This window comes from Prevotella sp. SGI.167 (genome assembly GCF_050313615.1).
GTDB lineage: Bacteria > Bacteroidota > Bacteroidia > Bacteroidales > Bacteroidaceae > Prevotella.
In genome coordinates, this window is the sequence record NZ_JBNPLT010000014.1 from 49,078 (window position 1) to 73,049 (window position 23,972).

The 23,972-nt window shown below is 44.1% G+C and carries 22 protein-coding genes; 15 read left to right on the forward strand and 7 right to left on the reverse strand.

Going from position 1 to position 23,972, the window contains the following annotated elements; translation table 11 throughout:
• The first annotated feature begins 107 nt into the window (after positions 1-107).
• The 3 genes from ACQRBJ_RS08930 to ACQRBJ_RS08940 all read left to right on the forward strand — a co-directional run bounded on the left by ACQRBJ_RS08930 (position 108) and on the right by ACQRBJ_RS08940 (position 4,859).
• Positions 108-2,924 carry a TonB-dependent receptor domain-containing protein gene (locus ACQRBJ_RS08930; protein WP_445303389.1) on the forward strand — a complete coding sequence of 939 codons (2,817 nt, stop codon included), beginning with the start codon at positions 108-110 and terminating at the stop codon, positions 2,922-2,924.
• Positions 2,925-2,986: 62 nt separating this feature from the next.
• Positions 2,987-4,516, forward strand: a complete 1,530-nt coding sequence (locus ACQRBJ_RS08935; protein WP_445303390.1) for a hypothetical protein — start codon at positions 2,987-2,989, stop codon at positions 4,514-4,516.
• Positions 4,517-4,631: 115 nt separating this feature from the next.
• On the forward strand, positions 4,632-4,859 hold the full coding sequence (locus ACQRBJ_RS08940) for a hypothetical protein (protein ID WP_445303391.1): 228 nt from the start codon (positions 4,632-4,634) through the stop codon (positions 4,857-4,859).
• Positions 4,860-5,035: 176 nt separating this feature from the next.
• Here the strand turns inward: ACQRBJ_RS08940 and ACQRBJ_RS08945 are convergent, their stop codons facing one another.
• The 5 genes from ACQRBJ_RS08945 to ACQRBJ_RS08965 all read right to left on the reverse strand — a co-directional run bounded on the left by ACQRBJ_RS08945 (position 5,036) and on the right by ACQRBJ_RS08965 (position 9,745).
• Positions 5,036-5,680, reverse strand: coding sequence for an NYN domain-containing protein (locus ACQRBJ_RS08945; RefSeq protein WP_295299050.1), 645 nt, complete (start codon positions 5,678-5,680; stop codon positions 5,036-5,038).
• 999 nt (positions 5,681-6,679) lie between these two features.
• Positions 6,680-8,245 (reverse strand): ATP-binding protein, encoded by a 1,566-nt coding sequence (locus ACQRBJ_RS08950; RefSeq protein ID WP_445303392.1) that lies wholly within the window; start codon positions 8,243-8,245, stop codon positions 6,680-6,682.
• 324 nt (positions 8,246-8,569) lie between these two features.
• Positions 8,570-8,773, reverse strand: a complete 204-nt coding sequence (locus ACQRBJ_RS08955) for a hypothetical protein (protein WP_118117227.1) — start codon at positions 8,771-8,773, stop codon at positions 8,570-8,572.
• Between the two features lie 208 nt (positions 8,774-8,981).
• Entirely contained in the window at positions 8,982-9,269 is a 288-nt protein-coding gene (locus tag ACQRBJ_RS08960; RefSeq protein WP_445303393.1) for a DUF3990 domain-containing protein, read from the reverse strand.
• Positions 9,266-9,745, reverse strand: a complete 480-nt coding sequence (locus tag ACQRBJ_RS08965; RefSeq protein ID WP_320881402.1) for a helix-turn-helix domain-containing protein — start codon at positions 9,743-9,745, stop codon at positions 9,266-9,268. The genes ACQRBJ_RS08960 and ACQRBJ_RS08965 overlap by 4 nt, the downstream gene beginning before the upstream one ends.
• Positions 9,746-9,931: 186 nt before the next feature.
• Between ACQRBJ_RS08965 and ACQRBJ_RS08970 the strand changes: the two genes are divergently transcribed.
• From ACQRBJ_RS08970 to ACQRBJ_RS08985, 4 genes are all read left to right on the forward strand, one after another.
• The gene (locus tag ACQRBJ_RS08970) at positions 9,932-10,357 is read left to right on the forward strand and encodes a hypothetical protein (protein WP_445303394.1); all 426 of its coding nucleotides are present in this window, start codon (positions 9,932-9,934) and stop codon (positions 10,355-10,357) included.
• Positions 10,358-10,605: 248 nt separating this feature from the next.
• The gene (locus ACQRBJ_RS08975; RefSeq protein ID WP_445303395.1) at positions 10,606-11,820 is read left to right on the forward strand and encodes an ATP-binding protein; all 1,215 of its coding nucleotides are present in this window, start codon (positions 10,606-10,608) and stop codon (positions 11,818-11,820) included.
• Between the two features lie 18 nt (positions 11,821-11,838).
• Positions 11,839-12,228 (forward strand): nitroreductase family protein, encoded by a 390-nt coding sequence (locus tag ACQRBJ_RS08980; protein WP_445303396.1) that lies wholly within the window; start codon positions 11,839-11,841, stop codon positions 12,226-12,228.
• A 12-nt stretch (positions 12,229-12,240) separates the two neighbouring features.
• Positions 12,241-14,184 (forward strand): MutS-related protein, encoded by a 1,944-nt coding sequence (locus ACQRBJ_RS08985; protein ID WP_445303397.1) that lies wholly within the window; start codon positions 12,241-12,243, stop codon positions 14,182-14,184.
• Positions 14,185-14,401: 217 nt separating this feature from the next.
• Here the strand turns inward: ACQRBJ_RS08985 and greA are convergent, their stop codons facing one another.
• Positions 14,402-14,866: a transcription elongation factor GreA gene (greA, locus tag ACQRBJ_RS08990; RefSeq protein WP_089544955.1), complete on the reverse strand. Its 465-nt coding sequence runs from the start codon at positions 14,864-14,866 to the stop codon at positions 14,402-14,404.
• A gap of 223 nt (positions 14,867-15,089) precedes the next feature.
• Here greA and ACQRBJ_RS08995 point away from each other — a divergent pair, with 223 nt between their 5' ends.
• Positions 15,090-16,679 (forward strand): PepSY domain-containing protein, encoded by a 1,590-nt coding sequence (locus ACQRBJ_RS08995; RefSeq protein ID WP_445303398.1) that lies wholly within the window; start codon positions 15,090-15,092, stop codon positions 16,677-16,679.
• 183 nt (positions 16,680-16,862) lie between these two features.
• Here the strand turns inward: ACQRBJ_RS08995 and ACQRBJ_RS09000 are convergent, their stop codons facing one another.
• Positions 16,863-17,996, reverse strand: a complete 1,134-nt coding sequence (locus tag ACQRBJ_RS09000) for a 5-methyltetrahydropteroyltriglutamate--homocysteine S-methyltransferase (protein ID WP_445303399.1) — start codon at positions 17,994-17,996, stop codon at positions 16,863-16,865.
• A gap of 249 nt (positions 17,997-18,245) precedes the next feature.
• Here ACQRBJ_RS09000 and ACQRBJ_RS09005 point away from each other — a divergent pair, with 249 nt between their 5' ends.
• From ACQRBJ_RS09005 to ACQRBJ_RS09035, 7 genes are all read left to right on the forward strand, one after another.
• Positions 18,246-18,722: an Lrp/AsnC family transcriptional regulator gene (locus ACQRBJ_RS09005; protein WP_445303400.1), complete on the forward strand. Its 477-nt coding sequence runs from the start codon at positions 18,246-18,248 to the stop codon at positions 18,720-18,722.
• Positions 18,723-18,733: 11 nt separating this feature from the next.
• A complete protein-coding gene (locus tag ACQRBJ_RS09010; protein ID WP_445303401.1) occupies positions 18,734-19,432 on the forward strand; it encodes a M15 family metallopeptidase in 699 nt (232 codons plus the stop codon).
• A 475-nt stretch (positions 19,433-19,907) separates the two neighbouring features.
• Positions 19,908-20,999 (forward strand): DUF3810 domain-containing protein, encoded by a 1,092-nt coding sequence (locus ACQRBJ_RS09015; RefSeq protein WP_445303402.1) that lies wholly within the window; start codon positions 19,908-19,910, stop codon positions 20,997-20,999.
• A 1,015-nt stretch (positions 21,000-22,014) separates the two neighbouring features.
• On the forward strand, positions 22,015-22,404 hold the full coding sequence (locus ACQRBJ_RS09020; RefSeq protein WP_233905367.1) for an A1S_2505 family phage non-structural protein: 390 nt from the start codon (positions 22,015-22,017) through the stop codon (positions 22,402-22,404).
• Between the two features lie 22 nt (positions 22,405-22,426).
• A complete protein-coding gene (locus tag ACQRBJ_RS09025) occupies positions 22,427-23,254 on the forward strand; it encodes an ADP-ribosylglycohydrolase family protein (protein WP_445303403.1) in 828 nt (275 codons plus the stop codon).
• A 59-nt stretch (positions 23,255-23,313) separates the two neighbouring features.
• On the forward strand, positions 23,314-23,529 hold the full coding sequence (locus tag ACQRBJ_RS09030) for a DUF3791 domain-containing protein (protein ID WP_153082927.1): 216 nt from the start codon (positions 23,314-23,316) through the stop codon (positions 23,527-23,529).
• 31 nt (positions 23,530-23,560) lie between these two features.
• A complete protein-coding gene (locus tag ACQRBJ_RS09035; RefSeq protein ID WP_445303404.1) occupies positions 23,561-23,857 on the forward strand; it encodes a DUF3791 domain-containing protein in 297 nt (98 codons plus the stop codon).
• Positions 23,858-23,972: the final 115 nt, after the last annotated feature.

Below are 23,972 nucleotides of genomic sequence, written 5' to 3' on the forward strand. Positions count from 1 at the left end.
AACCGTAACACCATTGTCGCAGCTTCGTCAATGCCTTTCAACCTCATCGCAATCGCTATGTAATAATACCGCCGTACCTTTGCAACCGTAATCAAACGATATAGGTTATGAATGCTAAAAGGGGAATTATTGTATTAGGATTGCTCTCAGCGGCTAGCATGCCAACGTGGGCGCAACAGATTAAGGGTGTGGTTATCGACCAGAAATCGAAAGAGACACTCATCGGTGCAGTCGTCACTGTGGATGGAACCAACGTGAAGGCTATCACCAACATCGACGGCAACTTCCAGATCGATGGATTGAATAAAGACAAGAAATATACACTATATATTAATTATATAGGATATAAGACTCAAAAAATTGACGGGGTTCAGGCGAAGGACGCAGACCAGGTAATCGCGCTGCAACCTGATGAACAGCAGCTGAAAGAGGTGACCGTTACCGCAGTGGAAAGGCGTAATACGGATGCGGCAATGATACAGGTGGCCAAAAACAGTCCCGTCATCGTGAGCAATGTTTCGGCACAGGAAATATCCAGAACTCAAGATACGAATGCGGGTGAGGTGATACGCCGAGTGCCAGGCGTGAGCCTCATCGACGATAAATTCGTGATGGTTCGTGGCTTGTCGCAGCGTTATAACAATGTATGGGTGAACGGAGGAGCAGTGCCTAGCTCTGAGGCTGATTCCAGGGCATTCTCCTTCGATATCATCCCAAGTTCGCAGATTGACAACCTTACCATCGTGAAGTCGCCAACGGCTGAATATCCCGCAGATTACTCAGGCGGTTTCATCATCGTCAACACCAAGGAGATTCCGGCAGAAAACAGTTTCAACATCGCCGTAGGCGGAAACTGGAATACATCTTCTGCCTTCAAAGACTTTTCTTACTCAAAAGGTTCCGGAACCGATTTCCTAGGGTTCGACAATGGACTGAGAAACCTGAATGGGGGCATCCATGCTGACTTGAATCCACAGCTCGATGCCAACGGAAAACCGGTGGGCGATTATGCTACTTCGCTCCTGGGCAACGGATTCAACAATGATTGGCTCATCAAGAACAAGAAGCCTTTGGGCGACTTGAAACTGGCAGCTAGCCTGAACCAGCGCTGGATGCTGGGCGGAAGAACACTCGGCATGCTCGCCGCCCTGAACTATACCAACGAATACCGCACCTACGAGAACATGGAGAACAACCTCTATGGCATCTATGATGCGGCTAACGACAAGCCGAACTATCTTCGTCACTCTGTTGACGACCAGTATAATAATAATGTGAGACTCGGAGCGATGCTCAACTTCACCTTCCTTTCCAAGGACGGCAATCACAAGTATCAGCTCAAGAACATCTTCAACCAGTTGGCTACCAGCCGATATACCTGGCGTGATGGCGTGAGCGCCCAGTCGAACCTGGAGCGAAGCGCAGAGTATTACTACCGCAGTCGAACTACATATAACGGTCAGCTTACCGGCAAGCACACCTTCACTAGCGATGCCCTTGACTGGAGCATCGGGTATGCGTATGCCAACCGTCATTTGCCTGACCGTCGTAGATACCTCATCGACGATGCTCTTGAATCGGGCGTTTATGCCCTGAGTACCGGCAACGACATATCCCGCGAGTGGACTCAACTCGACGAACACATTCTCTCTCTTGGGGTAAATGACAAGCACCACTTCAAGTTTGGCAACTTTGAGCCAAACTTACAGGTGGGTGCCTATGGGGAGTATCGCAGCCGAGAATACCAGACCCGCAACTTCATCTACAACTGGAATGTTTCAGCTAACAACATGCCATCCGACTTCCGCCACAGCGACATCCCAACCCTGCTCTCCAGCGAGGCAAACATGGGTTACGACAAGCTGTATCTTCTGGAGGAAAAGCAGATGCGCAATAACTACCGCGGACACAACACCTTAGGCGCCGGATACCTGGCGATGTCTCTCCCCTTTGGCAAACTCGGCATCCACGCCGGTGTCCGCTTCGAGCATAATGATATGGAACTCATCTCCAATTCCCGTGACTACGAGAAGAGTGAATCGAGCCGTCATTACAAGACCGATGATGTTTTTTCATCTCTCAATACAACATATAAGATCAGCGACCAGCACCAGGTGCGACTGTCGTATGGCCGCAGTATTAACCGCCCAGAATTCCGTGAAGTATCGTCGTCGGTGTATTACGACTTCGACCTTGCCAGCAATGTCCAGGGAAACACTGAGTTGAAGAACTGTTATGTCGATAACCTCGACCTGCGATATGAGTGGTATCCATCCCGTGGAGAGCTCATTTCTCTGGCAGTCTTCTACAAGCACTTCGATTCTCCTATCGAGTGGACCTATACGGTGGCTGGTGGCACTGACTTGATTTACTCTTACAAGAATGCAAAGAGTGCCAACAACTATGGTGTGGAGCTGGATATCAGAAAGAATCTCGGATTCATAGGATTGAAGGATTTCAGCTGGTCGTTTAACGGTGCCTTGATTAAGAGCAAGGTGCAGTTTGAGAAGGGTTCGAAAGAGGAAGACAGACCGATGCAGGGTCAGTCGCCATACCTTATCAACACCGGCATCTTCTATAAGAATGAGCCATTAAAGATGGATATCGCCCTGCTCTACAACCGCATAGGCAAGCGAATCATCGGTGTGGGCAGAAGCGAGGGGAGCACAGGCGATGACTCCAATTCCCGAGTGCCTCACAGCTACGAGATGCCCCGCAACACCATCGATTTCTCGCTGACTAAGAAATTCGGCGAGCATCTGGAACTGAAGCTCAACGTAAGAGATCTTCTTGCTGAAAAGATATATTACAAGCAGTTTGCTGATGTAACGTATAGCGACGGAAGCAAGAAGGAAGTAGAAGAAATAGCAAGATGCTACAAGCCGGGTAGAAACATCGGTTTGCAGGCAATCTATAAATTTTAGAGACTATCCGTAGAATTTCAAGAAAGATAATAATAGATGTTTGTTTAATAAAACAGGAAACAATGATGAACAAGATGTATTTTTTAGGATGCATGGGCATCCTCGCAGCATCTGCCATGTTGAGCAGCTGCAGCAGTGACAATGACGATCCAACTCCTTCTCCAAATCCTGGATCAGAAGTAGTTTACAAGTGGACAACCAATGGCGGCTTGAAGGCTTGCGACCACATCCTCTTCGGAACAGATGACAAGGAAAACGCCAACGGAACACAGATTGGCAACGGCGACCAGGAATTCGTCTTCACAGGCAAGCAGACTTTGAAGAAAGGCACTTATCTCCTCAAGGGATGGGTATATATTGCAGATGGTGCTGAGCTTACCATCGAACCGGGAACGATCATCAAGGGCGACAAGCAGACCAAGGCGGCACTCATCGCAGAGCGTGGCGGCAAGCTCATCGCCAAGGGTACAGCCACAGAGCCTATCGTCTTTACATCTGAAGAGGTTGCCGGCAGCAGAAAGCCTGGCGACTGGGGTGGCATCATTCTCTGCGGCAAGGCTAAGAACAACCAGACAGAACAGCAGATAGAGGGTGGTCCTCGTACCAAGCATGGTGGTGCAGATGATGCTGACAACTCAGGAGCCTTGAGTTATGTACGCATCGAGTTTGCCGGTTATCCATTCCAGAAGGATAAGGAGATTAATGGTTTGACTCTCGGTTCCGTAGGTTCAGGCACAGAGATTGACCACGTTCAGGTATCTTATTCCAATGATGATTCCTTCGAGTGGTTTGGCGGTACAGTAAACTGCAAGTATCTCGTAGCCTACAAGGGCTGGGATGATGATTTCGATACAGATAACGGTTTCTCAGGAAAGGTGCAGTATGGTCTTTCTCTGCGCGACAGCAAGATAGCCGACACCTCTCAGAGCAACGGTTTCGAGAGCGACAACTGCGCCGATGGTGCTACCGTGGATCCTCGTACCAAGGCAACCTTCTCTAACATCACCTTTGTAGGTCCTAAGGTATTGGATGATAAGTTCCAGAACACCACAGATTATATCAATGCCGGTGCCTACAATCCGAACAATGGTTCAGCCCTTGGCAAGTTCCAGTCAGCCATGCAGATTCGCCGTTCTTCTAACCTCAACTGCATCAACTCTGTAGCCTTAGGCTGGCCTATCGGTTTGATTGTTGATGGTGAGAAGGGTGAAACCGTAAAGGATGCCAAGGATGGCAAGTTCAAGCTTCAGAATGTATATTTCGCTGGTATGGATGCCGTTGGCACTGATGCCAACAAGCAGTATGAGGATTACCTCTACGATGCTGCCCAGAAGAAGGACATCGACAAGAATCAGAAGTCATACAGCAACACCTTCTTCTTTGCAGAGCAGAGCAACAAGTATTTTGATTCATGGACCTCATTGGTTGGTGCAGATGGCTATACTCCTATCGCAGGAAGCCCATTGCTCGGTGCCGCAAGTTTCGCCGGCTGGACAGGTTTCGACACCGTAACCTACATCGGAGCCTTCGATGGCAGCACCAACTGGATGAGCGGTTGGACCAACTTTGATCCTCAGAATGCAAAGTACTAGAAAAGATTAGTACCGGAAAAGAATTAGAATAGCTAATTTCTATTTTGACTATAAGGGTTTCTTTTATTGGGGCATGGCGCAGTGATTTGCGCCATGCTTTTTTTGTTGTTAGATTATGGAGGAAAATGAGGTTATTGCATTTTTTGCAACAACCACAAAACGCAACTGGTGCATATTTTGCAACAGTTTAAAAGCTGAGAATCCGCTCTCGCTGACGAAGATCAACTTACACCAGCGCTTTACTGCTGTTCCATTCTTCTTTTTGCCAGTCAATACCCATACGCTGTGTTTCACGGCGCATGGGCATCAACATGTCACCGGATGGCATTACGCCGATTCTTGATTGACTTGAAATAACCATGGCTCAATCTGGCATTAAACTCTTGCAAGAGCATCGCACTGCAACTGCTCTCTCCCGGTGGCAAATAATGAATTTAGGAGCGACGTATCCCTATGGATTTCGTTGCTGCCTATACTCTAGTATGCTGCCTATCGGCGCGCCTGAGGGGCGTAATATCTTTATAAACTCTGAAAGCCTTTCCATTTTTCAGGAATGTGCAAGTCAAAATTTGCTTTTTCAAGATGTACAACATCCGGCAACAAACATTGCTTGAAGCGTGTCTCATACTGCTTCATGTGAAGAGGTTTACCTGCTCCCATTGCAGCCAAGTTGCTTGAATATTGATGTGGTGGAAAATAGATGAAGACTTTGTGCTTCGCTTCTGTCGCTAATTCGATTGCAGGTATCATATCACTGTCAGCAGATACGACAATCTGCAAATCACAATTATCTTGGTAGGCATCGGCGACTATTTGCGTTGCAATTCTCACATCAGTTTCTTTCTCCTCATGGGTATGAATAACATTGCCACATCTGAAACACGTGATTTCCTTCTTCAAGTATTTGCCCAAAATCAATTTGAACTTAGGATTTTCCTTGTTGGCTTGAAAGAAAGCATTCTGTCTTAAACTTTGTTCCAAGTCATCGGGCTTGGCAGAGAAATATTTGACCGCAACCAGTTCTTGGTTCGGACGCATAAATGACTCAAACAACTTTACGATGTCAAGCCAATAATATTTCTTCCATTTCGCATTATGTTTCAAGCCAAAATAGAAATTGAATCCATCTATGTAAACAATTACACGCTGCATCTGTTGTTCCATACGTTAACATATAAAAAATAAGCCACCCCTAAAAGGAGTGGCGAGCCTTAGTTTTTTCCACCTAAGGGTGATATTATGGTGCAAAGATATGCTTTTATTTTCATATCTCCAAATATTTGGCTGACTTTTTTCGAAAAATGCGATATTTTCTACACATATTATGATTTTGGCACAGCATCATCGCCTAAATCTACTCCAATTCATGATGTCCAAGAATACACCCCATAGCTGCTTCAGAGAATAATGCCAGGAAAGGTGTCTCTACCCTTGTATCGTAAAACACGATGTATGGTAGTGACTGGCAAAATGAAGGATTGAACTACCACCTTATCTATCAGCAAGGGCAGCTAAAAACTTAAAAACAGAACAAAAACAAAAATAAAAAGTTTGGTATCTTAAAATATTAGTCGTAAATTTGCAGAAAAGAACATTTAAACTTTCAAAATATGGTAATACCAGTAGACGAAGAATCCCATCAGAATTGTGGGAAGCTATGTTGATTTGGGCAAAGAAAGAGAACAAACTTTCTTTAATCGAAAGGAGACAGATTTCAAATTATATTAAAAAGTTCGAGAACAATAGACTATTCAAAACTATAAAGACGACAGAAAAGGCAATTGCTTTGAAGAAAAAAGCAGAATTACTAGGATTTTCTATTTGAAGATTCTGACAGTTACTTTTTTATCATAGGCTTTATAGGATATTTATTTCCGCACATCAGCTGAAACACGCATGCATAACAGCTGGGCGACATGTGCACAACAGTTGATGTGCAACCGCACAACAGCTGATGTGCGGTCTTAGGAGCTATATCTTCTAAAAACAGATTGTAACTCTTCTGACAACTTCAATTAGCTTTTTTGAAGACTACACTAAGATGTTTCGAACTGTGCACTTTGTTAATCAATGAAAGCAAAACTATCTATATTGACATTGATTATATTCAGTAACAAGACTATAGTTAGCTAGCCTCTTTGTACAAGAGGCTAGCTAACTTTATCATTCCTCTTCAATCATCCAATCCTCAATATTGCCCTGGGCAGAATCAAAGTTGATACCTACTTTTACTATAGGTTTGCCACAAAGCGCAAAGCGCTGGGCATAGTTCTTGAGGTTGATTTGCTGCAAAGCCGTCTGGGCATCCCTGTTCAGCTTCAGCTCTATGATATAGAGACGGATGTCGGTCAACAGCACAATATCTACCCTCCCATTAGGAGTGTGCACTTCTACATCTACCACATAGCCAGTCAAAAGCGAGAAGATGATAAACAGCATCTGCTGGTAATGACCTTCATGGTTGGTGACATTGCAATATGGCACAGTTCCCAGAAAGGTCTGGAGCAGCTGTAATGCTCCGTCCATATCATCCTGACGGATAAGCACAGACATCTGAGCGATGGTGACATCTCCATTCTGGGCAAACATTCCTTCCAGATAGTTAGGAAGAAGACTCTCGAACAATCCTACTTTGATTTCCTTGTTCGGCAAATCAAGAGTATAGAGCTTGCTGGTCTTGTCATAATCTTTGATGGTAAGATAGCCACTTTGGTATAGCAAAGGGGTTATGGCCGTCATGTTCTCTGTCGGGGCATCAAAGGCTGATGATTTGGCATACATCTTTCCAAGAGTTGCCGGCAAGACATGAAACTTCCGCATCATGTTAATCAGGTAGGTTGGAGTGCCGGAAGCGAACCAGTATGAACCGAAATCCTGATTGGCAAAGCAGTTGAGCAGACTGAACGGATTGAATATATCTGACGATTGGGCAGAGAAATGATAACCATCATAGTTCATTTTCAGTTCTTCGATGGCAGTTTCTCTTGTGGAGCCTAGCGATTTTGCCAATTCATCAATGTCGTCCGACATCTGGGTGAGCAGCTCCTCCTTGGTGATTCCACATATTCCCGAATATTCCCTGTTCATCGAAATATTGGTGATATTATTCAGTTCGCTGAAGATGCTGACTTGCGAAAACCTGGTGATACCGGTGAGGAAGACAAAGCGGAGATATGGGTCGCAATCCTTCAATGGACTATAGAAATTATGCATGATATTGCGAAGATTCTTGAGATTGTCATCCTCGTGTGCTACATCAAGAAGAGGAGCATCGTATTCATCGATGAGCACGACCACCTTCTTTCCCGTCCGTCTGTACACATTCATAATCAGGTTTGTCAATCTCACATTCGGATCAACAGCATCATTTTCTATACCAAACTTCTTTTCATTCAAGCCGATGATATAGAGCAGGTATCTTTCCAGTTGCTCCTTCTCCATGTGTTTGCCCATAGCCATACTGAAATGGAGCACAGGATATTCTGTCCAATCCTGCTCCAGCTTTTCAATGGCAAGTCCCTTAAAGAGTTCTTTCTTTCCTTCGAAATAACTCTGTAAAGTAGATACAAGCAAAGACTTTCCGAAACGGCGGGGGCGTCCCAGAAATATATAGTTGCTGTCAGAATGTGTCATGCGGTAAACATATTCTGTCTTGTCGATATAGAGCCGGTCTTCCTTGCGAATCTTATCGAAGGTTTGTATTCCTATAGGATATCTTTTTCTTGCCATAATTCTACGCTTGATGATATTACAACAGCTTATCTTGCATAAAGCCACTGCAAAGATACGAAGTTTTTTTGGAAACTCTATTAAAAAAGAAGAAATATTGGGTTATCATTTTCAATAATAACTCTCGGGAAGATATTTATCTCATTTTTTCCAAAACAAAAAAGAACTTGAAGAAGATATTTCATATTTTGACTATAAGGTTTTCTTTTATTGGGACATGGCGCAGTGATTTGCGCCATGCTTTTTTGTTGGGTTATGGAAGAGAATGCGGTATACCCCATTCAATAGGGTTCAACATACCTAAAATGTACAAACGGCAGTCTGCTAACAAAGTTCCTCTGTCAAATAACGAGAGGCCAAAGCTTCTATGTCTATCTTGTCTGATTTTTGAATTTCTTCAATGACAGCGTCTGTGCAATCATCATTCATTACCACACCTACAGCTTCGCTTGGAGTAAGGTTACATTCTTTTGCTATATAACAAGCAATTTCACCTAATACATTTTCATAATTATACTTATTTCCCATATTCTCAATCTTTAATGAGTTCATTAATAGCCTTGTGTGTACAAAAGCAATATTGTATATAGCTAAGTCCAAATTGGGATATTCTGGAAACCAGAATACTCAAGTTACTTTCATCAAGATAAGCTTCCCCACATTGGCGTATATAGTTTTTTATTTCTTGATCAATGAAGGCATCTGCTACGGGTCCAATAACAATATCGTAGTCATGCTAGAATTCGCTTTCTTCCCTGTTCTGGAGAATGAACTTTGCCCATTCTGTTGTAAATCCTTCAAAGATTTTAATTTGAAGTCCTTTTTTCTCACCTATATTAGGATAAAACAGAAATGCATTGACTGTAATTTTTCCTCCATGAAGAAAAGTGCTGCGTTTGCCCATTTGCCAAGCTCTTTTCCAATTTGGAGTGAGATAGAATCCTTTGCCAAAATCGTTTTTCCCTTTGCATTTGGTGAGATTAGGAGTAAGAATCTCTGTATAACTTCCATGCAGCAATCTCATGACGCCATTACCCTCCTTTCCTTTTTCTTAGCTTTTGCAATATGGTTATTGCAGATACGAGTCAAATCCTCAATGATCTGTTCCCTTGGCTGAGTCTGCTCTATTTCCCAATTCTCCTCCAAAAATCTGATGCCTTGATTTTTTTGGAGGAAGTTGAAAGCTTTCTGCTTGGTAATTTTCTTGTCTTCTGCAAACCAGCAAGCTGCAACTGTGACAAAGATTGTTACCTTCATCATGGTCTCTGCTGACGGATACTGACTGTCTATATACACACTCAGTTTCTCGCCCATAGCTTCCAGGAGGACAGAAGCATCATCTATAGAGATATTGGTCTTGCCACTCTCAATTTTACTGATGCTGCTTTTGCCCAATCCCACATATTTTCCAAGAGCCTCTTGCGATAGCCCTTTTTCCAGACGAACTTTTTTCACTATGCCCCCCAGGATATTATCCGTATTATCGAATTTCTTTTTCATATCTGTTCTTTTTGGAGCAAAAATAGCCAAAGTTTCCCAAACGAGCAACTTTTTTAACTTAAAGTTGTATAAAAAAGACTTGAAGAAGATATTTCATATTTTGCCTACATGCTTCAAAAAGATGCATATCTATCTTCAGACGTTGATGTCCTGAAACAGGATATAAATCGCATTGCACAATATGCCATGTATGCATATTGCATTTTCGCATTGTTTTCGCTGGCATTTTCTGTTTGCGGACAAGCGGGCTTATCCTTCAGAACAAGTCCCATCCTGATTCCAATAAGTCTCATCCTGGTTACCATCAAGCTACTGGTCTTGCAGCTCGCCCCTATAGCTTTATGGGGAATATTCCGCTACACGCTACCGGCAGGCGTAAAATTGGTACGACGCTGCAGCGAGTTGATGGTACTTTACTATGTGCTCTCATTCATCCTGGGCCAATGCTTCAATCTCCTCCCTGCGGCAGTGTTTTATCTGGCAGGCAACACCCGGCAGGCTGCCTTCACCTGCGTGAACATCATCAGTATGATAACAACGACATCGGCTTATATATACGCATACTATAGGATGTTTCGGGCGATAAAAACGATAGGATGTTTCGGGCAATAAAACTAAATAAATACAAATTCTCGGATATACAGATTATAGAAAGGTTATCAGTTCTACAGAAAGTGTTATCAGTTCTACAGAAAGAAATTTGCAATGCACTGCAAATTTCACCCAGAAACATAAGAAATTTGCAATACGCTGCAAATTTCCCGAAAAAGTTTCGTATATTTGCAGCGCATTTCATTTTTAGCAATCAAGATAGAATGCAAAAGGAATAGCAAAGTGAATAAATAGAACATAAAGAGAATATGATAGAGCGTAAAGAATACATGAATCTCCTGGAGAAATGGAGAGACAAGAAGGCCATCAAGGTAGTAACAGGCATACGACGCTGTGGCAAGTCATCGCTGCTGAGGATGTTTAGGGAGAAACTTCTCTCGGACGGAGTATCCGAAGAACAAGTACAGAACCTCAACTTCGAGGATCTCGACAACGAACCGTTCCTCGACTATAAATTTTTGTACGCGCACGTAAAGCAGAACCTGTTCCCAGACAAGATGAACTATCTCTTCTTTGACGAGATACAGATGGTGGAAAATTTCCAGAAAGTGATAGACAGCCTGTTCCTGCTAGATAACGTAGACATTTACGTTACTGGCAGCAATGCCTACCTGCTCTCTGGCGAAATAGCCACCCTGCTCACCGGAAGATACATCGAAATCAAGCTCTTCCCTTTCTCCTTCCAAGAATTCATGCAGACGCAGCCTGCCCATACTTCCCGAGAGCTTGCCTATCGCCAATACATCGAACTGGGTTCCTTCCCATACATTCCCCAAATCAGCCAAGACCGAGAGATGGTGCGTGAATACCTGTCAGGTCTCTACAACACCATCGTACTGAAAGATGTGGTGAGCCGCAAAAAGATAACCGATGTGATGATGTTGCAAAGTGTGGTAAGATTCCTTGCTGACAATATAGGCAACATATCCGTAATCAAGCGCATCAGCGATACCATGACCTCGCTGGGCAGAAAGACTACATCTCATACGATAGAAAACTACGTCTCTGCCCTCACCGACAGCTATATCTTCTACCCAGTGCAGAGATATGATGCCAAGGGTAAGCAGCTATTGAAGACTGGACAGAAACTTTATCTTGCCGACGTAGGTCTGCGCCAAGTCATCAATGGCACCAAAGGTGGCGACTTGGGGCACGTACTGGAGAACATCGTGTATCTGGAACTAGCACGACGAGGCGGAGAAATCTATGTAGGCAAAGCCGGTGATGCAGAAATAGACTTCGTGGTAATCATTGGTGAACACAAGGCATACTATCAGGTATCGCTCAGCGTAAGGGATGAGACCACGATGCAGAGAGAATTGGCACCCCTGAAGTCCATCTCCGACAATTTTCCAAAATATCTGCTCACCCTGGACAACGACCCCGTCCAGTTTCATGATGGAATCAAGCAAGAATATGTGCTCGACTGGCTTATGGAATGCTATGATTCGCCTAAAAAATAAGACTCACACAGAAAAACAATGATGGAAAAGAATCAGATTTTTGAAAATATTATGAGCCGTACATCGGTGAGAAGTTATACAGACATGCCACCACTCGCCATCGTGGTTTGCGGATGCCTTGACAAGACGCTGGAAGGCACAGAGCAGGAGTTCTGGATTCAAGACTGTTCGGCAGTCACGGAGAACATCCTGCTGATGGCTCACGGCCTGGGACTTGGCGGAGTATGGACAGCCCTCTATCCCCTAAAAGAACGATACGAGGGAATGCAGCAACTACTGCATCTGCCCAAGACGATGATTCCGCTCAACACCCTCATCATCGGATATCCGAAGAATCTGGCGGAAGCAAAGGATAAGTGGAAAGAGGAGAATGTATCCTATAATAAATGGATGGAGAAAAATTCATAATAAAGAAAAAGTATGAGTATCAAGGAGAATTATCAACAATATGTAAGCCGATACGCTTCTGAGGTGGCTGCCTTGAAGCGTAAGAATACGGGATTTATAACGGGAGAGTTGCTGGCTTTTGGCGGCATCCTCGCCTTCCTGATCTGCTATTTCGCATTGGATGGAGATACGCAGAACTATCTGATGGGGGCGACATTGTGCCTGATTGCCTATCTGGGAATCAGACGACTTGACGATAAGAACAAGGAGAAGATAGAACATCTTTCGGCATTGCTCAAGGTTTATCAGGACGAAATCAAGGCTTGGGAGGGCGATTTCTCGCCTTTCGAAACGGGCGATTGCTATCAGAATCCGCAGCATCCTTATTCCTTCGACCTCGATGTCTTCGGCAAGAGTTCGCTGTTCAACCGCATCTGCCGAACCATCACATCGGGCGGTTCGGAGGCACTCGCCAGGAATCTTACCCGGGAAACGCCTTTGAATATGGAAGATATCAAAAGAAGAAGGGATTTGCAGAAGGAATTGGCGGGAGAAGGCGAAAACTGGCGAATGGAATTCCTGGCACTTGGCGAAAAGAACAGAAGCCAAACTGCGGATGGCAAAATGGTGAATGGCAAGATGAAGAAGATTGATTCTGCTGCGGTGGTGGATGCGATGCAGAAGGTTTCGAAGATGGAGGTGCCGGCATGGTTTGGATCTCCGATTTCGCTCGTTATCGGATGGATGATGATTATCGGAGTCATCGGTTCCGTGATTTTATCGATATGCGATATGGTTTCGGTGGATTTCACCCTGTGGTGGGTGTTGGTTCAATACATGGTGGTATTCTTTGTCTGCAAGCAGACACTTGACAAGATAGACAGCAATGGCGGCAAGCTTCGCCATCAGCTCATCGCCTATGCCCAGATACTTCAGCTTATCAACAGGCGCAATTTCCATAGCGAATTAGGCAAGGAGATGCAGGATTCCCTGGCAGATGCCCTGCCTTCCTTTGCCCAACTGGAAAAGATATTGAAGGGGTATGACAGAAGAGGCAACTTCCTGGGTCTTTTCTTCACCGATGCCTTCATGCTAAGCGATTTCTTCCTGGTTCGCAGTTTCCTGAAATGGAAGAATACCTATATGGTGAAGATGGAGGAATGGATGCATATCATCAGCGAGATGGATGCAATGGTTTCGATGGCGGATTTCAGATATAATCATCCGGAGGCGGAAGAGGCGGAATTTGTTTCGGGAAGTCCGGAAGCAGATACCGAAAGCGATGTTTCTGAAAATGCAGGAATCGGAAGTCCGGAAATCGTGTTCGAGGGTAAGAATCTCTATCATCCTTTCCTGGGTGCCAAGGCGGTGAAGAATGATTTCACCATCAAGGACGACAACTATTATATCATCACCGGAGCCAACATGGCGGGAAAGAGTACCTTCCTGCGTTCGCTGGGCGTGAACTATATCCTGGCAATAGCGGGTATGCCGGTATTTGCGGATCAGCTGAAGATTTCCCGTTTCAGATTGTTCTCGAGTATGAGAACCACCGATGATTTGACGCACGGCATCTCTTACTTTAATGCTGAGCTGATAAGACTGGAGGAGCTGCTGAAGTTCTGTAAGGAAAGTGCAGAGGGAATGTTCTGTAAGGAAAGTGCAGAGGGCAATAAGGAGCCACTCCGAACGCTGATTATTCTGGATGAGATTCTGAAGGGAACGAATTCGTTGGATAAGCTGAATGGTTCGAGAAAATTCCTAGAAGCCATCGCCAAGCAGCCGGTGAGCGGTATCATCGCTACCCACGATTTGGAACTCTCCAAGATGGAGAATGATGCATCAGGGAAATTCCACAACTATTGTTTCGAGATAGATTTGGGCACGGATGTTACCTATACTTATAAGATACAGAAGGGCGTAGCAAGAAACCAGAATGCCACCTTCTTACTGAATAAGATTCTGGAGAAATATTAGAATAAAAAGAGAAGAGGGTGTGTCATAAAGCCTGCCCTCTGCTGTTTTTAGGCACGGATTACACGGATTACACGGATTTTTCATGAGGCTATAATCGTATTATTTACATTAGCGGCATAAATCCGTGTAATCCGTGCCTTATCTATACCCTAGGCAAGATACTTATGACACACCCTCTTTCCTTTTAAATAATACATGATAGCTCTACACTATCCAGTTATAACTCAACGCTATCCAGGCGGAATTTCAGCAAGCCGGCTGGCACCTTTACCATTACCTCATCACCTGCCTTTTTACCCAGAAGGGCCTTGGCGATAGGCGACTTGATAGAGATTTTTCCACTATGCAAATCAGCCTCGTGAGGATTCACGATAACATAACTCATGCTGCACTTGTTGGCGAGATTGGTAATCTTAATCTTGCTCAACAAGCCAACGGTATCGCTCTTCAATCGAGACTTGTCGATGACACGGGCATTCTCCAAGACCTTCTGCTTGAAGCTGATGCGGCTCAACAGTTTGCCCTGCTCACGCTTGGCAGCATGATACTCGAAATTCTCGCTGAGGTCACCCTTGTCGCGAGCCTCAGCAATTGCATCTCGAACGGCTGGCAACTCTACGTTTACCATGTGTTGAAGTTCGGCCACGAGCTCATCGTAGCCTTCTTGAGACATATATTCCATTTTTCCTTATTTTCTAGTTTCTTATTGTTCTTAATGAATGATGATTTTTAATTTCGGGGTGCAAAGTTACTAGTAAATCACGAAATCACCAAACTTTTTTAGTGAAAAAGTGATGAAACTAAAGATTAGAAAAAAAACAGAAGCATCCTAAATCATTATTTTTGGGTATTGCAGAATTCCATAAATCTTCTTACCTTTGCACTCCAATTATAGAATTACAAAAATGAGAGATAAAAAGAAGAAACATTTTACTTGGAAGAAATACCATCGTTGGTTCGGACTTGTACTGTCAGTATTCATGTTGGTATTCTGCGTATCAGGCATTATTCTGAATCATCGCCAGCTTTTCGCCGGTTGTGAGGTAAGCAGAAGTCTAATGCCATCGGCTTATCATATCAAGAATTTCAACAACGGCATCATCAAAGGTTCTATCAAGATCAATCACCGCATCAGCAAAACTCCAAGTGATTCCGTTTTGGCGTATGGTTATGGTGGCGTATGGCTTACCGATGCAGAGATGAAAACCTGGAAAGACTTTAATAAGGGATTACCCAAGAACGTGGATGGCAGGAATATCCGCAACATGGTACAGACGAAAAACGGAGAAATCTGGTGTGCAGCCATGATGGATGTATATCGCTTTGATGGAAAGGAATGGAAGATGTTTCCGCTCGCAGATAATGAAGAGCGTATCGCTGACATTACATTGACCAAAGACAGCACAAGCATCATCGCCATAACCCGTTCTGCCGTTTATGAAATATCTGGTAAGAAGACGGATGCAACCAACGAAAAGAGGGATGCGATCAGCAAAAAGACGAATGTTACACGCAAAATCATCGGTCAACCGGAAGGTTTTGTTCCGGAAGTTACCCTTTTCAAGACCGTTTGGAACCTGCATAGCGGTGCTTTCTTCGGATTAGCCGGAAGATTGGTGGTGGATGCCATCGCCATCGTACTTATCATCCTTTCGATAACGGGCATCATCCTTTTCATTCTTCCTTACCGTATCCGCCGACAGAAGAGATTACAGGCAAGAGAAAAGATGCAGAAGCTTGGCAAACAGATGGTTTTCCATGCCAAATGGCATAATAAATTAGGATACACGACTATCATCCTTACGCTTTGGCTGTCAATAACAGGTATGTGTCTCCGTCCACCATTGATGATACCTCTGGCGATGAACAAAACCACAGAAAAGGTGAAGGATGGAAATGTCTGGCACGATAAACTTCGCGCTATCCGATGGGATGCAGCAGAGGGCAACTGGCTTGTTTCTACCTCAGAAGGATTCCTGAGAGTGGATGAGCATTTCCAGCATAAACCTATCTTATTAAATAAGGAGAAGGCACCAAAGGTAAGTCCGATGGGAGTAAATGTTTTCGAGAGTGACGGCAAGGGTGGCTGGCTGATAGGATCATTCAGCGGCATGTTCCGTTGGAATCCGGAAAAGAATCTGATAGTAGATTATTTTACGGGGAAAGCAAACCAAGGAAAATCGATGATTCCGATTTCCAGTTCTTTGGTCAGCGGTTATTCCAAGGACTTCTTTGGAGGAAAAGAAGTGATTTTCGATTATAGCAAAGGGGCGAGCTTAGGTGAAACAACATCTACCCCAGAGTTGCTTTCTGCCACCCCCATGTCGCTTTGGAATGTGGCATTAGAACTCCATGTGGGTAGATGCTATTCTCCATTCTTAGGGCCTCTTTCCGACCTTTTCGTCTTCATCTCCGGCTTGCTGATTACGCTGGTTTTGCTTTCCGGCTATATCTTATTAAAAAGGAGGAAGAAGAAAGGGCAAAAGCATTTATAAATCTTTGATATATAAAGCTTTTGCCCTTACAAGGCGACATTCTTGCTTATGCGTAACCCAGGGCGCTGCCCTGGGCTAGGAGCTTCTGCCCTTTACCTTTCCTTTCGGCCGGTGACCGTTGGTTCAGGGCGTGTAGGGCTAACTTACAAAAGCTCAGGGTGTGTAGAGTTTTAATAATACCTTTTATTCTCCCCAAACTTCCTCAGAAATCTCTCTAACCAGATCTATCTTTGCCCATTGCTCAGCATCGGTCAGTTTATTGCCGATTTCACAAGAGGCAAAGCCGCATTGAGGACTGAGGCTTAAGCGATTGAGAGGGATATACTTGGCAGCTTCGTGGATTCTGGCGATGACCGTAGCCTTATCCTCCAACACAGGAGATTTAGAGGTTACCAAACCCAGAACCACCTTCTTGCCATCTGCCACATACTTCAAAGGCTCGAAACCGCCCGAACGCTCGTCATCATACTCCAGATAGAAGGTATCCACATCCTCATGAGCGAAAAGATAAGGAGCCACGGCATCGTAGGCACCTTTGGTGGCATAGCAGGAATGGTAATTGCCTCGGCATACGTGAGTATTGATAGTCAACCCCTCCGGCTTGCCTTCGATGGCAAGGTTGTTCACCTTCAGATATTGCAGGGCTTCCTGTTCAAGGGTGAAGCCGTAGCCCACCTTTGCTTTCCAGTAATCACTATCCACAATCATTCCCCAGGTGCAATCATCGAGCTGGATAGTACGGCAACCGGCTGCATAAATCTCCTGGAAGAAGGTGCGATAAGCCTGGGCTATGTCTTCAATCAGCTGGGTGGTGTTAGGATAGAACTTGCGGGTATTCTCGGCATTCTTGCCACGAAACAGTTCCGCAAGAAACTGTGCAGGAGCCGGAACCGTCTGCTTTGCCTCGAAGATAAACTCACCCTCGGCATCCAACTCCTCAAACTGCTTCACAAACAGGAAATCCTTGATAAAAGGATGATTCTCACCGGTAATCTTGCCGGTCAGCTGGATAGACCCCTTGGTTGTCTCCTCGCCATGAAACTGATAGCCATGCTCCAGTTCGATATGTTCCACACCATTGAATCCCCACATAAAGTCGAGATGCCAATAGCTGCGGCGGAACTCGCCATCGGTGATATAAGGCAGATGATGCGCCTTCTGCTGCTTGACGACCTCTGTTATCAGACGGTCTTCGATGCTGCGAAGGTCGGTGGCAGAAATCTTGCCATCAGCAAACTTGGCTCTTGCTTCCTTCAACTCTGCAGGGCGCAAATAGCTGCCCACTGCCTCAAAATGTATATTTCTTGCGTTGCTCATTATTTTATCTCCTATATTTTTTAATGATGAATGACTCTTTATTTGCCATTATGAACGATTCTTAATTTGCCATTATCGGATGATGAACGGCTCTTTGCTTCCGGAATTGCGAGTGCAAAGGTAAGAAGAAGAATTTTATCTGCCAAATATTCTCCGCAATTCAGAAAAATATACTATCTTTGCAGCGAATTAAGTAAATCAGCAGAATATTATTCTGCAAAAATGAATAAAATCAGTAATAAAGAAACAATGGCTACAGAAGAAATTCTCGATGAAATCGATATCAAGATACTCAAGTTGTTGCAGCAGAACTCACGACTCACCGTCAAGGAACTTGCCGCAAGAGTACACCTCTCCCCTTCTCCCACCTTCGAACGACAGAAGCGATTGGAGCGTGAGGGATACATCCAGCGATATGGAGCGATAGTAGATCATCACAAGATGGGACACAACGTGATTGTGCTCTGTAATATCCGATTGAAACAACACACCCATGATTTGATTCAGCAATTCATGGATACCGTGCAAACCATCGACCAGATTACGGAATGCTACAACACCACCGGTGATTACGATTTCCAGATCAAGGTGTATGCCCGCGACATGAAAGCCTATCAGGACTTCATGCTCAACACCCTGGGAAATATCGACTGCATCGGAAGTCTCCATAGCATCATCGTAATTGGCGAAATCAAGGATTCGCATTATATTCCCGTAGCAAAATAAGGAGAAACGTTATGACAGCAAAAAGGATTTTAATAATATGCCTGTTTATTTCCATGCTTTTCTGCCTTCCATCCAAGGCACAGAAACCAGGAGATATCGTCAGCGAACAAACCATCAGAAAACTGGGAGAGAAGCATTTCTTCTCCATTTCCCCTATTCCTGATGAAATTTTCTACCTGATGCAAGGGAAGACATACAAGAAGAACTGCACCGTAAAAAGAAGCGAACTGAGATACCTGCGATGCCTCCACGTGGATAAAGACGGCAGGAAGATAGTGGGCGAAATGGTGGTGAACAAGGCGATAGCGACAGATGTGCTCGATATTCTCAAAAAGCTCTACGAGGCTCAATATCCGATAGAGCGGATGAGACTCATCGACTATTGGGATGCAGACGACGAAAGGACGATGAGAGCCAACAACTCCTCCAGTTTCAACTTCCGTTTCATCTCGCATACCCATACCGTATCGAAGCATGGCAAAGGACTTGCCATCGACATCAACACTCTCTATAATCCCTACCACAAACGACTGAAAAACGGCAAGGATGTGGTGGAGCCTGCCACTGGCCGTCCCTATCTGGACCGCAGCAAGCATCATGTTTATATGATCAAGAAAGGCGACCTCTGCTACCGCCTCTTCAAGGCAAAGGGATTCAGATGGGGAGGTGATTGGAAACATAGCAAGGATTACCAGCACTTCGAGAAATAAGAATTCCCGATAAGATTTTGAGAAAAGACATTAAAGAAGATACTAAAAAGAAGACATAAAAAAGGCTATGCCCACGTTGTATCCCCTAAATAACAACTATTGGCATAGCCTTTAATTATCCTTCATTATCTTTTTTATTTTTATAATGAAATACAATTCAATCTTTTCTAACCTAATATAGAGAATTATTTAGTTATACCAAATTGAATTATAATCTCTACGTTCATCTTCCTCATTATAGAGGTTTTCGTACTCAAGGTTTTTTGCCTCAAAGGCTTCACGTGTTTGTTTCATAATAGTACCTCCTATCTTCTTATTTATAAACTCATAATAGTTTTCATTAGCAAAAATAGTAAAAAAACAAATAGGTCATGTCAATATTTCAGAAAACTTTTGTAATTTTGCACAGTGGGAGCAAAAAGTGCAAAACTCTCGCTCCATCATACCATATTTTACATCTTTAAAAAGAAGCGTCATGAAGATATTGCATGTCTTACGGATTCATAAAATCAAGTGGCGACATTGGGTACTTTTAGCATTGTTCCTCCTCGTCACCCTTACCAAGATGATTCCTCTTTGGGGATTCCTCTATACCACTCGCATCTATCCGGTTATCGGAAAGCTGCTCTCTCCCGTTTCCGGAATCTTTCCTTTTGCTGTAGGCGATATTTTCATCGCTCTCAGTATCGCATGGGTTATTCTCTATCCGATATACGAGATAGGATGGAGAAAGAAAAAGGGTGTTTTCGGAAGAGTGATAGAGTATCTGCTTTGGGTATACGTATGGTTTTACATGGCTTGGGGATTGAACTATTCTCAGCCGAACATCTATAATAGAATAGGTATGAAGCCCGTAGAAGTAAGCGAAGCCAAATTCAAGGCATTTGCCTACCAATATGCTGATACGCTCAACCGGTTAAGTGAAGAACGAAGAGTGAAGAGTGAAAAAATCAATAGTATTGTGGATAATGATTTGAAGAATCGGGTGAAAGATGCGATACTGACAGAATATAATAAAATAGGATATCAGGAAGGTATCAACCCACCTTTTAACCAGAACCCGCATGTGAAGACGATGGTATTCACACCCCTCAGTTCGATGTCGGGCGTTACCGGAAGCATGGGGCCTTTCTTCTGTGAGTTTACGATTAATGGAGATATTCTCCCCCACGATTATCCTGCCACCTATGCCCACGAGTTTGCTCACTTTCTGGGTGTAGCCAACGAGGGAGAGGCGAATTTCTACAGTTACATCGTGTGCACGGCATCGGCAGATAAGCTGATGAGGTTCAGCGGCTATTACCACATATTCTTCCACGTACTGAACAATGTATTCGATATTCTCGGCGAAAAGGAGGGAGAAAGATTCCTGAAACATATCCGTCCCGAGATTATCCAACTGGCAAAGAGCGACCGCCGCTACTGGCTCGGCAAGCGATGCAAGGCATTGGATGCCGCCCAGGATTTCATCTTCGAACTCTACCTCAGGAGCAACCATGTGGCAGAAGGCAGGAAGAGCTATTCGGGCGTTGTCGGCTTGATACTGGCTTGGGAAGAAAAAAAATAATACTTGAATGGTACGATTATATGACCATCCAAAACGGGAAAAGTAAAAAAGGGGATACTTTTTTCGATACCAGCTTAATTTTTGCATCATTTTCTTCTTTTAATAGAATATTGAAGAGAAAAAATGGGCAAAACCTGCCATTTCTTTTGCAAAAAGTATATATTTGCAATCGAATTGCAGATATCAAAAAGATATAGATATGAAGAAAGAAAAGAATTTTTCAGACACTGATTTTTCGGAAAAGATAGAACCATCGGATAAGAAGGCATTAGAAAGCTTATCGGATGATGAGATTCTGCAGGGCTTCAAGGATGCCGATGCCAGAATAGTGAGGGAGTATTACTACGGATACTGCCGGGTGGCTTATTGTATCTACGATAAGCGATATGACCTGCAGCACAAGCCGGGCATGGACTTCTTCTCGCTGGCCCACGAATATTATCTCTATCTTTGCGAACACGACTTCAAGCCTTTGGAAGACCGGAAGCCGAGCATGTCGCTCAAAACCTGGATGGTGAATGGTTTCCGCTTCCTGCTGCTGGATAAACTGAAGGAAGTGGTAAAGGAGCATCGCTTCGAGAGTTTCGAAGCAAGGCAGGAAAGCCGCAAGATGCAGTTTGACGTGACCGACAACCAGTTTGAGCACGATCTTTATCAGACGATAGAGGACATCGGCAATTTCTATTATGGCAGAGACAGCAAGAACAGCATCATTCTGAAGATGCTCTATATAGAGGGATTCAGGGGCAAGGACGTAGCCGCACAGTTGGGCATATCCCATTCTGCCGTTACCCAGCGTTGTCAGAAGATGATGCACGATGTAGTGATTCCTTATTTCAAGAGATACTTCGATGCATCGGAATACGGAAGCTATCTGTCGTTCGGCGACGAAGACGCATCAGTTTCCAGTGCTCCTAAGATGTCGATGCCGAGAATGATGTCCGAATGCAAGTGCTGCGAGGAAGCGACTGATAATAGCAATAACATATTTAATAATAAGAATAATATGGAAGATATGAAGAAGGGAAGAATCACTCCTAGCTGGATTGATTCATTGAAGGAGAACGAGATTTTTGTGTTTGGCAGCAATCTGGCTGGCATGCATGGTGGTGGTGCAGCCCGCATTGCCCGATTACACTTCGGTGCCGTCATGGGCAAGGGTGTAGGCTTGCAGGGCCAGAGTTATGCCATCCCTACAATGCAGGGCGGCGTGGAAACCATCCGTCCATATGTGGAGGAATTCATTATCTTTGCCCATCAGCATCCCGATCTTCATTTCCTGGTAACCCCAATAGGTTGCGGCATCGCCGGCTTCGAAGCCGAAGACATCGCCCCATTGTTCGAGAAGGCAAAGGAGATGAAGAACATCAGCCTGCCTGAGAGTTTCTGGGAGGTGATAGAGTAAAGTTATAGATAATTAGCAGTTTATGTTAGGAGCAATAATAGGAGATATTGCTGGCTCAAAATATGAGTTCAACAATACGTTTGATTATGATTTCGAGATGTTCGGCGAAGGATGCGACTTCACCGATGATACCATCTGTACGGTAGCGATAGCTGATGCGATACTGAACGGGCGAAACTATCAGGAAAGCCAGCTGGATTGGTGCCGCCGCTATCCTTCTCCAAAAGGAGCGTATGGCGGAAGATTTGCGGGGTGGATTCATTCTCTTGATCCGCAGCCATATAATAGTTTTGGCAATGGTTCGGCAATGCGAGTATCACCGGTAGCTTGGCTATTCGATGACCTGTCGCAGGTTTTGGAAGAGGCAGAGAAAACGGCTCTTCCTACCCATAACCATCCCGAAGGAATCAAGGGAGCCAAAGCCGTGGCTCATGCCATCTGGCATTTCCGCAAGAGCAGATTCTCAGAAGAATCTAAGGAGTGTAAAGATAAGAATTCTAAAGAATCTGATGATAAGGCAATGAAAGCCTTCAAGGATATCGCCCGCAGCTATTACGAAGATTTCGAAACACGAGATTATCCAAAAGGCAAGTTCGACGAAACCTGCATGGATGCTGTGCCATTATCTTTCTATCTCCTCTCGCAAGCCTCATCCTTCGAAGATGCCATTCGCCTAGCCATATCTCATGGCGGCGATAGCGATACCATCGGAGCCATCGTTGGCTCCATCGCCGAAGCCCGCTTCGATATTCCACAAGATATGAAAGAGAAGGCTATCTCTTTTCTTCCGGATGAGATGCAAGATGTATTGAAACAATTTGCAGGGAAATGCGAAATAAAGCCCAAATAATTTGGTGTTATCGAAGAAAAGTCTTAACTTTGCCCCATACATATTAAAAAAGTAAGATTATGCAAGAATATCAATTGGATTTCGTAACCTATTGCGTTGGCAACTTAGCCGACCGATTGAACATGAGTGCCAGTAAGGTATATAAGATGTTACGGTCAACAGATATCTTAAATGGCTATATGATACCCTGCTATGATGTACTCCATACTTTCGGCAAGGAGTATATCATGGACGATTTGATTAACTTGTTAAAGAAACGGGGAGCATTGAAATAAGTCAGATGAAATAATATAAGGAGGGACTTTCATGGAAGCAAACAAGACTATACTTCAAATGAAATATGCTCGCATAGTATCTATCTTTGCAGAGCAAACAGGCATTACATTGGAAGATGCCCTAGATTTCTTTTATACTTCTTCTATTTATCAGATGATGAATGAAGGCATTGCAGACATGCATTGCAGAAGCGATGGATATTTGGCAGAATTAATCAAAGAAGAGTGGAAAAAGAAAAACAAGACAGCATCGTTTAATATCTGCTCCGACAATTTCAGCAATCCAACAGAAAGAAACGCAAACGTTCTTAAGCCTAAAAATATTTAGCCTTAAGGCTAATTATATTTTCCCTTAAGGCTAAATATTTTTAGGCTTAAGGGAAAATAATCACCATCAACTTTTCACGGATATTCCTTTCCAACTCCAAGGCTTCGCAGGAATA

Excerpts from the sequence above, each read along its gene's own strand:
- ACQRBJ_RS08930 (WP_445303389.1), top strand. The coding sequence starts at position 108 with ATGAATGCTAAAAGGGGAATTATTGTATTAGGATTGCTCTCAGCGGCT.
- ACQRBJ_RS08935 (WP_445303390.1), top strand. The coding sequence starts at position 2,987 with ATGATGAACAAGATGTATTTTTTAGGATGCATGGGCATCCTCGCAGCA.
- ACQRBJ_RS08940 (WP_445303391.1), top strand. The coding sequence starts at position 4,632 with ATGGAGGAAAATGAGGTTATTGCATTTTTTGCAACAACCACAAAACGC.
- ACQRBJ_RS08945 (WP_295299050.1), bottom strand. The coding sequence starts at position 5,680 with ATGGAACAACAGATGCAGCGTGTAATTGTTTACATAGATGGATTCAAT.
- ACQRBJ_RS08950 (WP_445303392.1), bottom strand. The coding sequence starts at position 8,245 with ATGGCAAGAAAAAGATATCCTATAGGAATACAAACCTTCGATAAGATT.
- ACQRBJ_RS08955 (WP_118117227.1), bottom strand. The coding sequence starts at position 8,773 with ATGGGAAATAAGTATAATTATGAAAATGTATTAGGTGAAATTGCTTGT.
- ACQRBJ_RS08960 (WP_445303393.1), bottom strand. The coding sequence starts at position 9,269 with ATGAGATTGCTGCATGGAAGTTATACAGAGATTCTTACTCCTAATCTC.
- ACQRBJ_RS08965 (WP_320881402.1), bottom strand. The coding sequence starts at position 9,745 with ATGAAAAAGAAATTCGATAATACGGATAATATCCTGGGGGGCATAGTG.
- ACQRBJ_RS08970 (WP_445303394.1), top strand. The coding sequence starts at position 9,932 with ATGTATGCATATTGCATTTTCGCATTGTTTTCGCTGGCATTTTCTGTT.
- ACQRBJ_RS08975 (WP_445303395.1), top strand. The coding sequence starts at position 10,606 with ATGATAGAGCGTAAAGAATACATGAATCTCCTGGAGAAATGGAGAGAC.
- ACQRBJ_RS08980 (WP_445303396.1), top strand. The coding sequence starts at position 11,839 with ATGATGGAAAAGAATCAGATTTTTGAAAATATTATGAGCCGTACATCG.
- ACQRBJ_RS08985 (WP_445303397.1), top strand. The coding sequence starts at position 12,241 with ATGAGTATCAAGGAGAATTATCAACAATATGTAAGCCGATACGCTTCT.
- greA (WP_089544955.1), bottom strand. The coding sequence starts at position 14,866 with ATGGAATATATGTCTCAAGAAGGCTACGATGAGCTCGTGGCCGAACTT.
- ACQRBJ_RS08995 (WP_445303398.1), top strand. The coding sequence starts at position 15,090 with ATGAGAGATAAAAAGAAGAAACATTTTACTTGGAAGAAATACCATCGT.
- ACQRBJ_RS09000 (WP_445303399.1), bottom strand. The coding sequence starts at position 17,996 with ATGAGCAACGCAAGAAATATACATTTTGAGGCAGTGGGCAGCTATTTG.
- ACQRBJ_RS09005 (WP_445303400.1), top strand. The coding sequence starts at position 18,246 with ATGGCTACAGAAGAAATTCTCGATGAAATCGATATCAAGATACTCAAG.
- ACQRBJ_RS09010 (WP_445303401.1), top strand. The coding sequence starts at position 18,734 with ATGACAGCAAAAAGGATTTTAATAATATGCCTGTTTATTTCCATGCTT.
- ACQRBJ_RS09015 (WP_445303402.1), top strand. The coding sequence starts at position 19,908 with ATGAAGATATTGCATGTCTTACGGATTCATAAAATCAAGTGGCGACAT.
- ACQRBJ_RS09020 (WP_233905367.1), top strand. The coding sequence starts at position 22,015 with ATGAAGAAGGGAAGAATCACTCCTAGCTGGATTGATTCATTGAAGGAG.
- ACQRBJ_RS09025 (WP_445303403.1), top strand. The coding sequence starts at position 22,427 with ATGTTAGGAGCAATAATAGGAGATATTGCTGGCTCAAAATATGAGTTC.
- ACQRBJ_RS09030 (WP_153082927.1), top strand. The coding sequence starts at position 23,314 with ATGCAAGAATATCAATTGGATTTCGTAACCTATTGCGTTGGCAACTTA.
- ACQRBJ_RS09035 (WP_445303404.1), top strand. The coding sequence starts at position 23,561 with ATGGAAGCAAACAAGACTATACTTCAAATGAAATATGCTCGCATAGTA.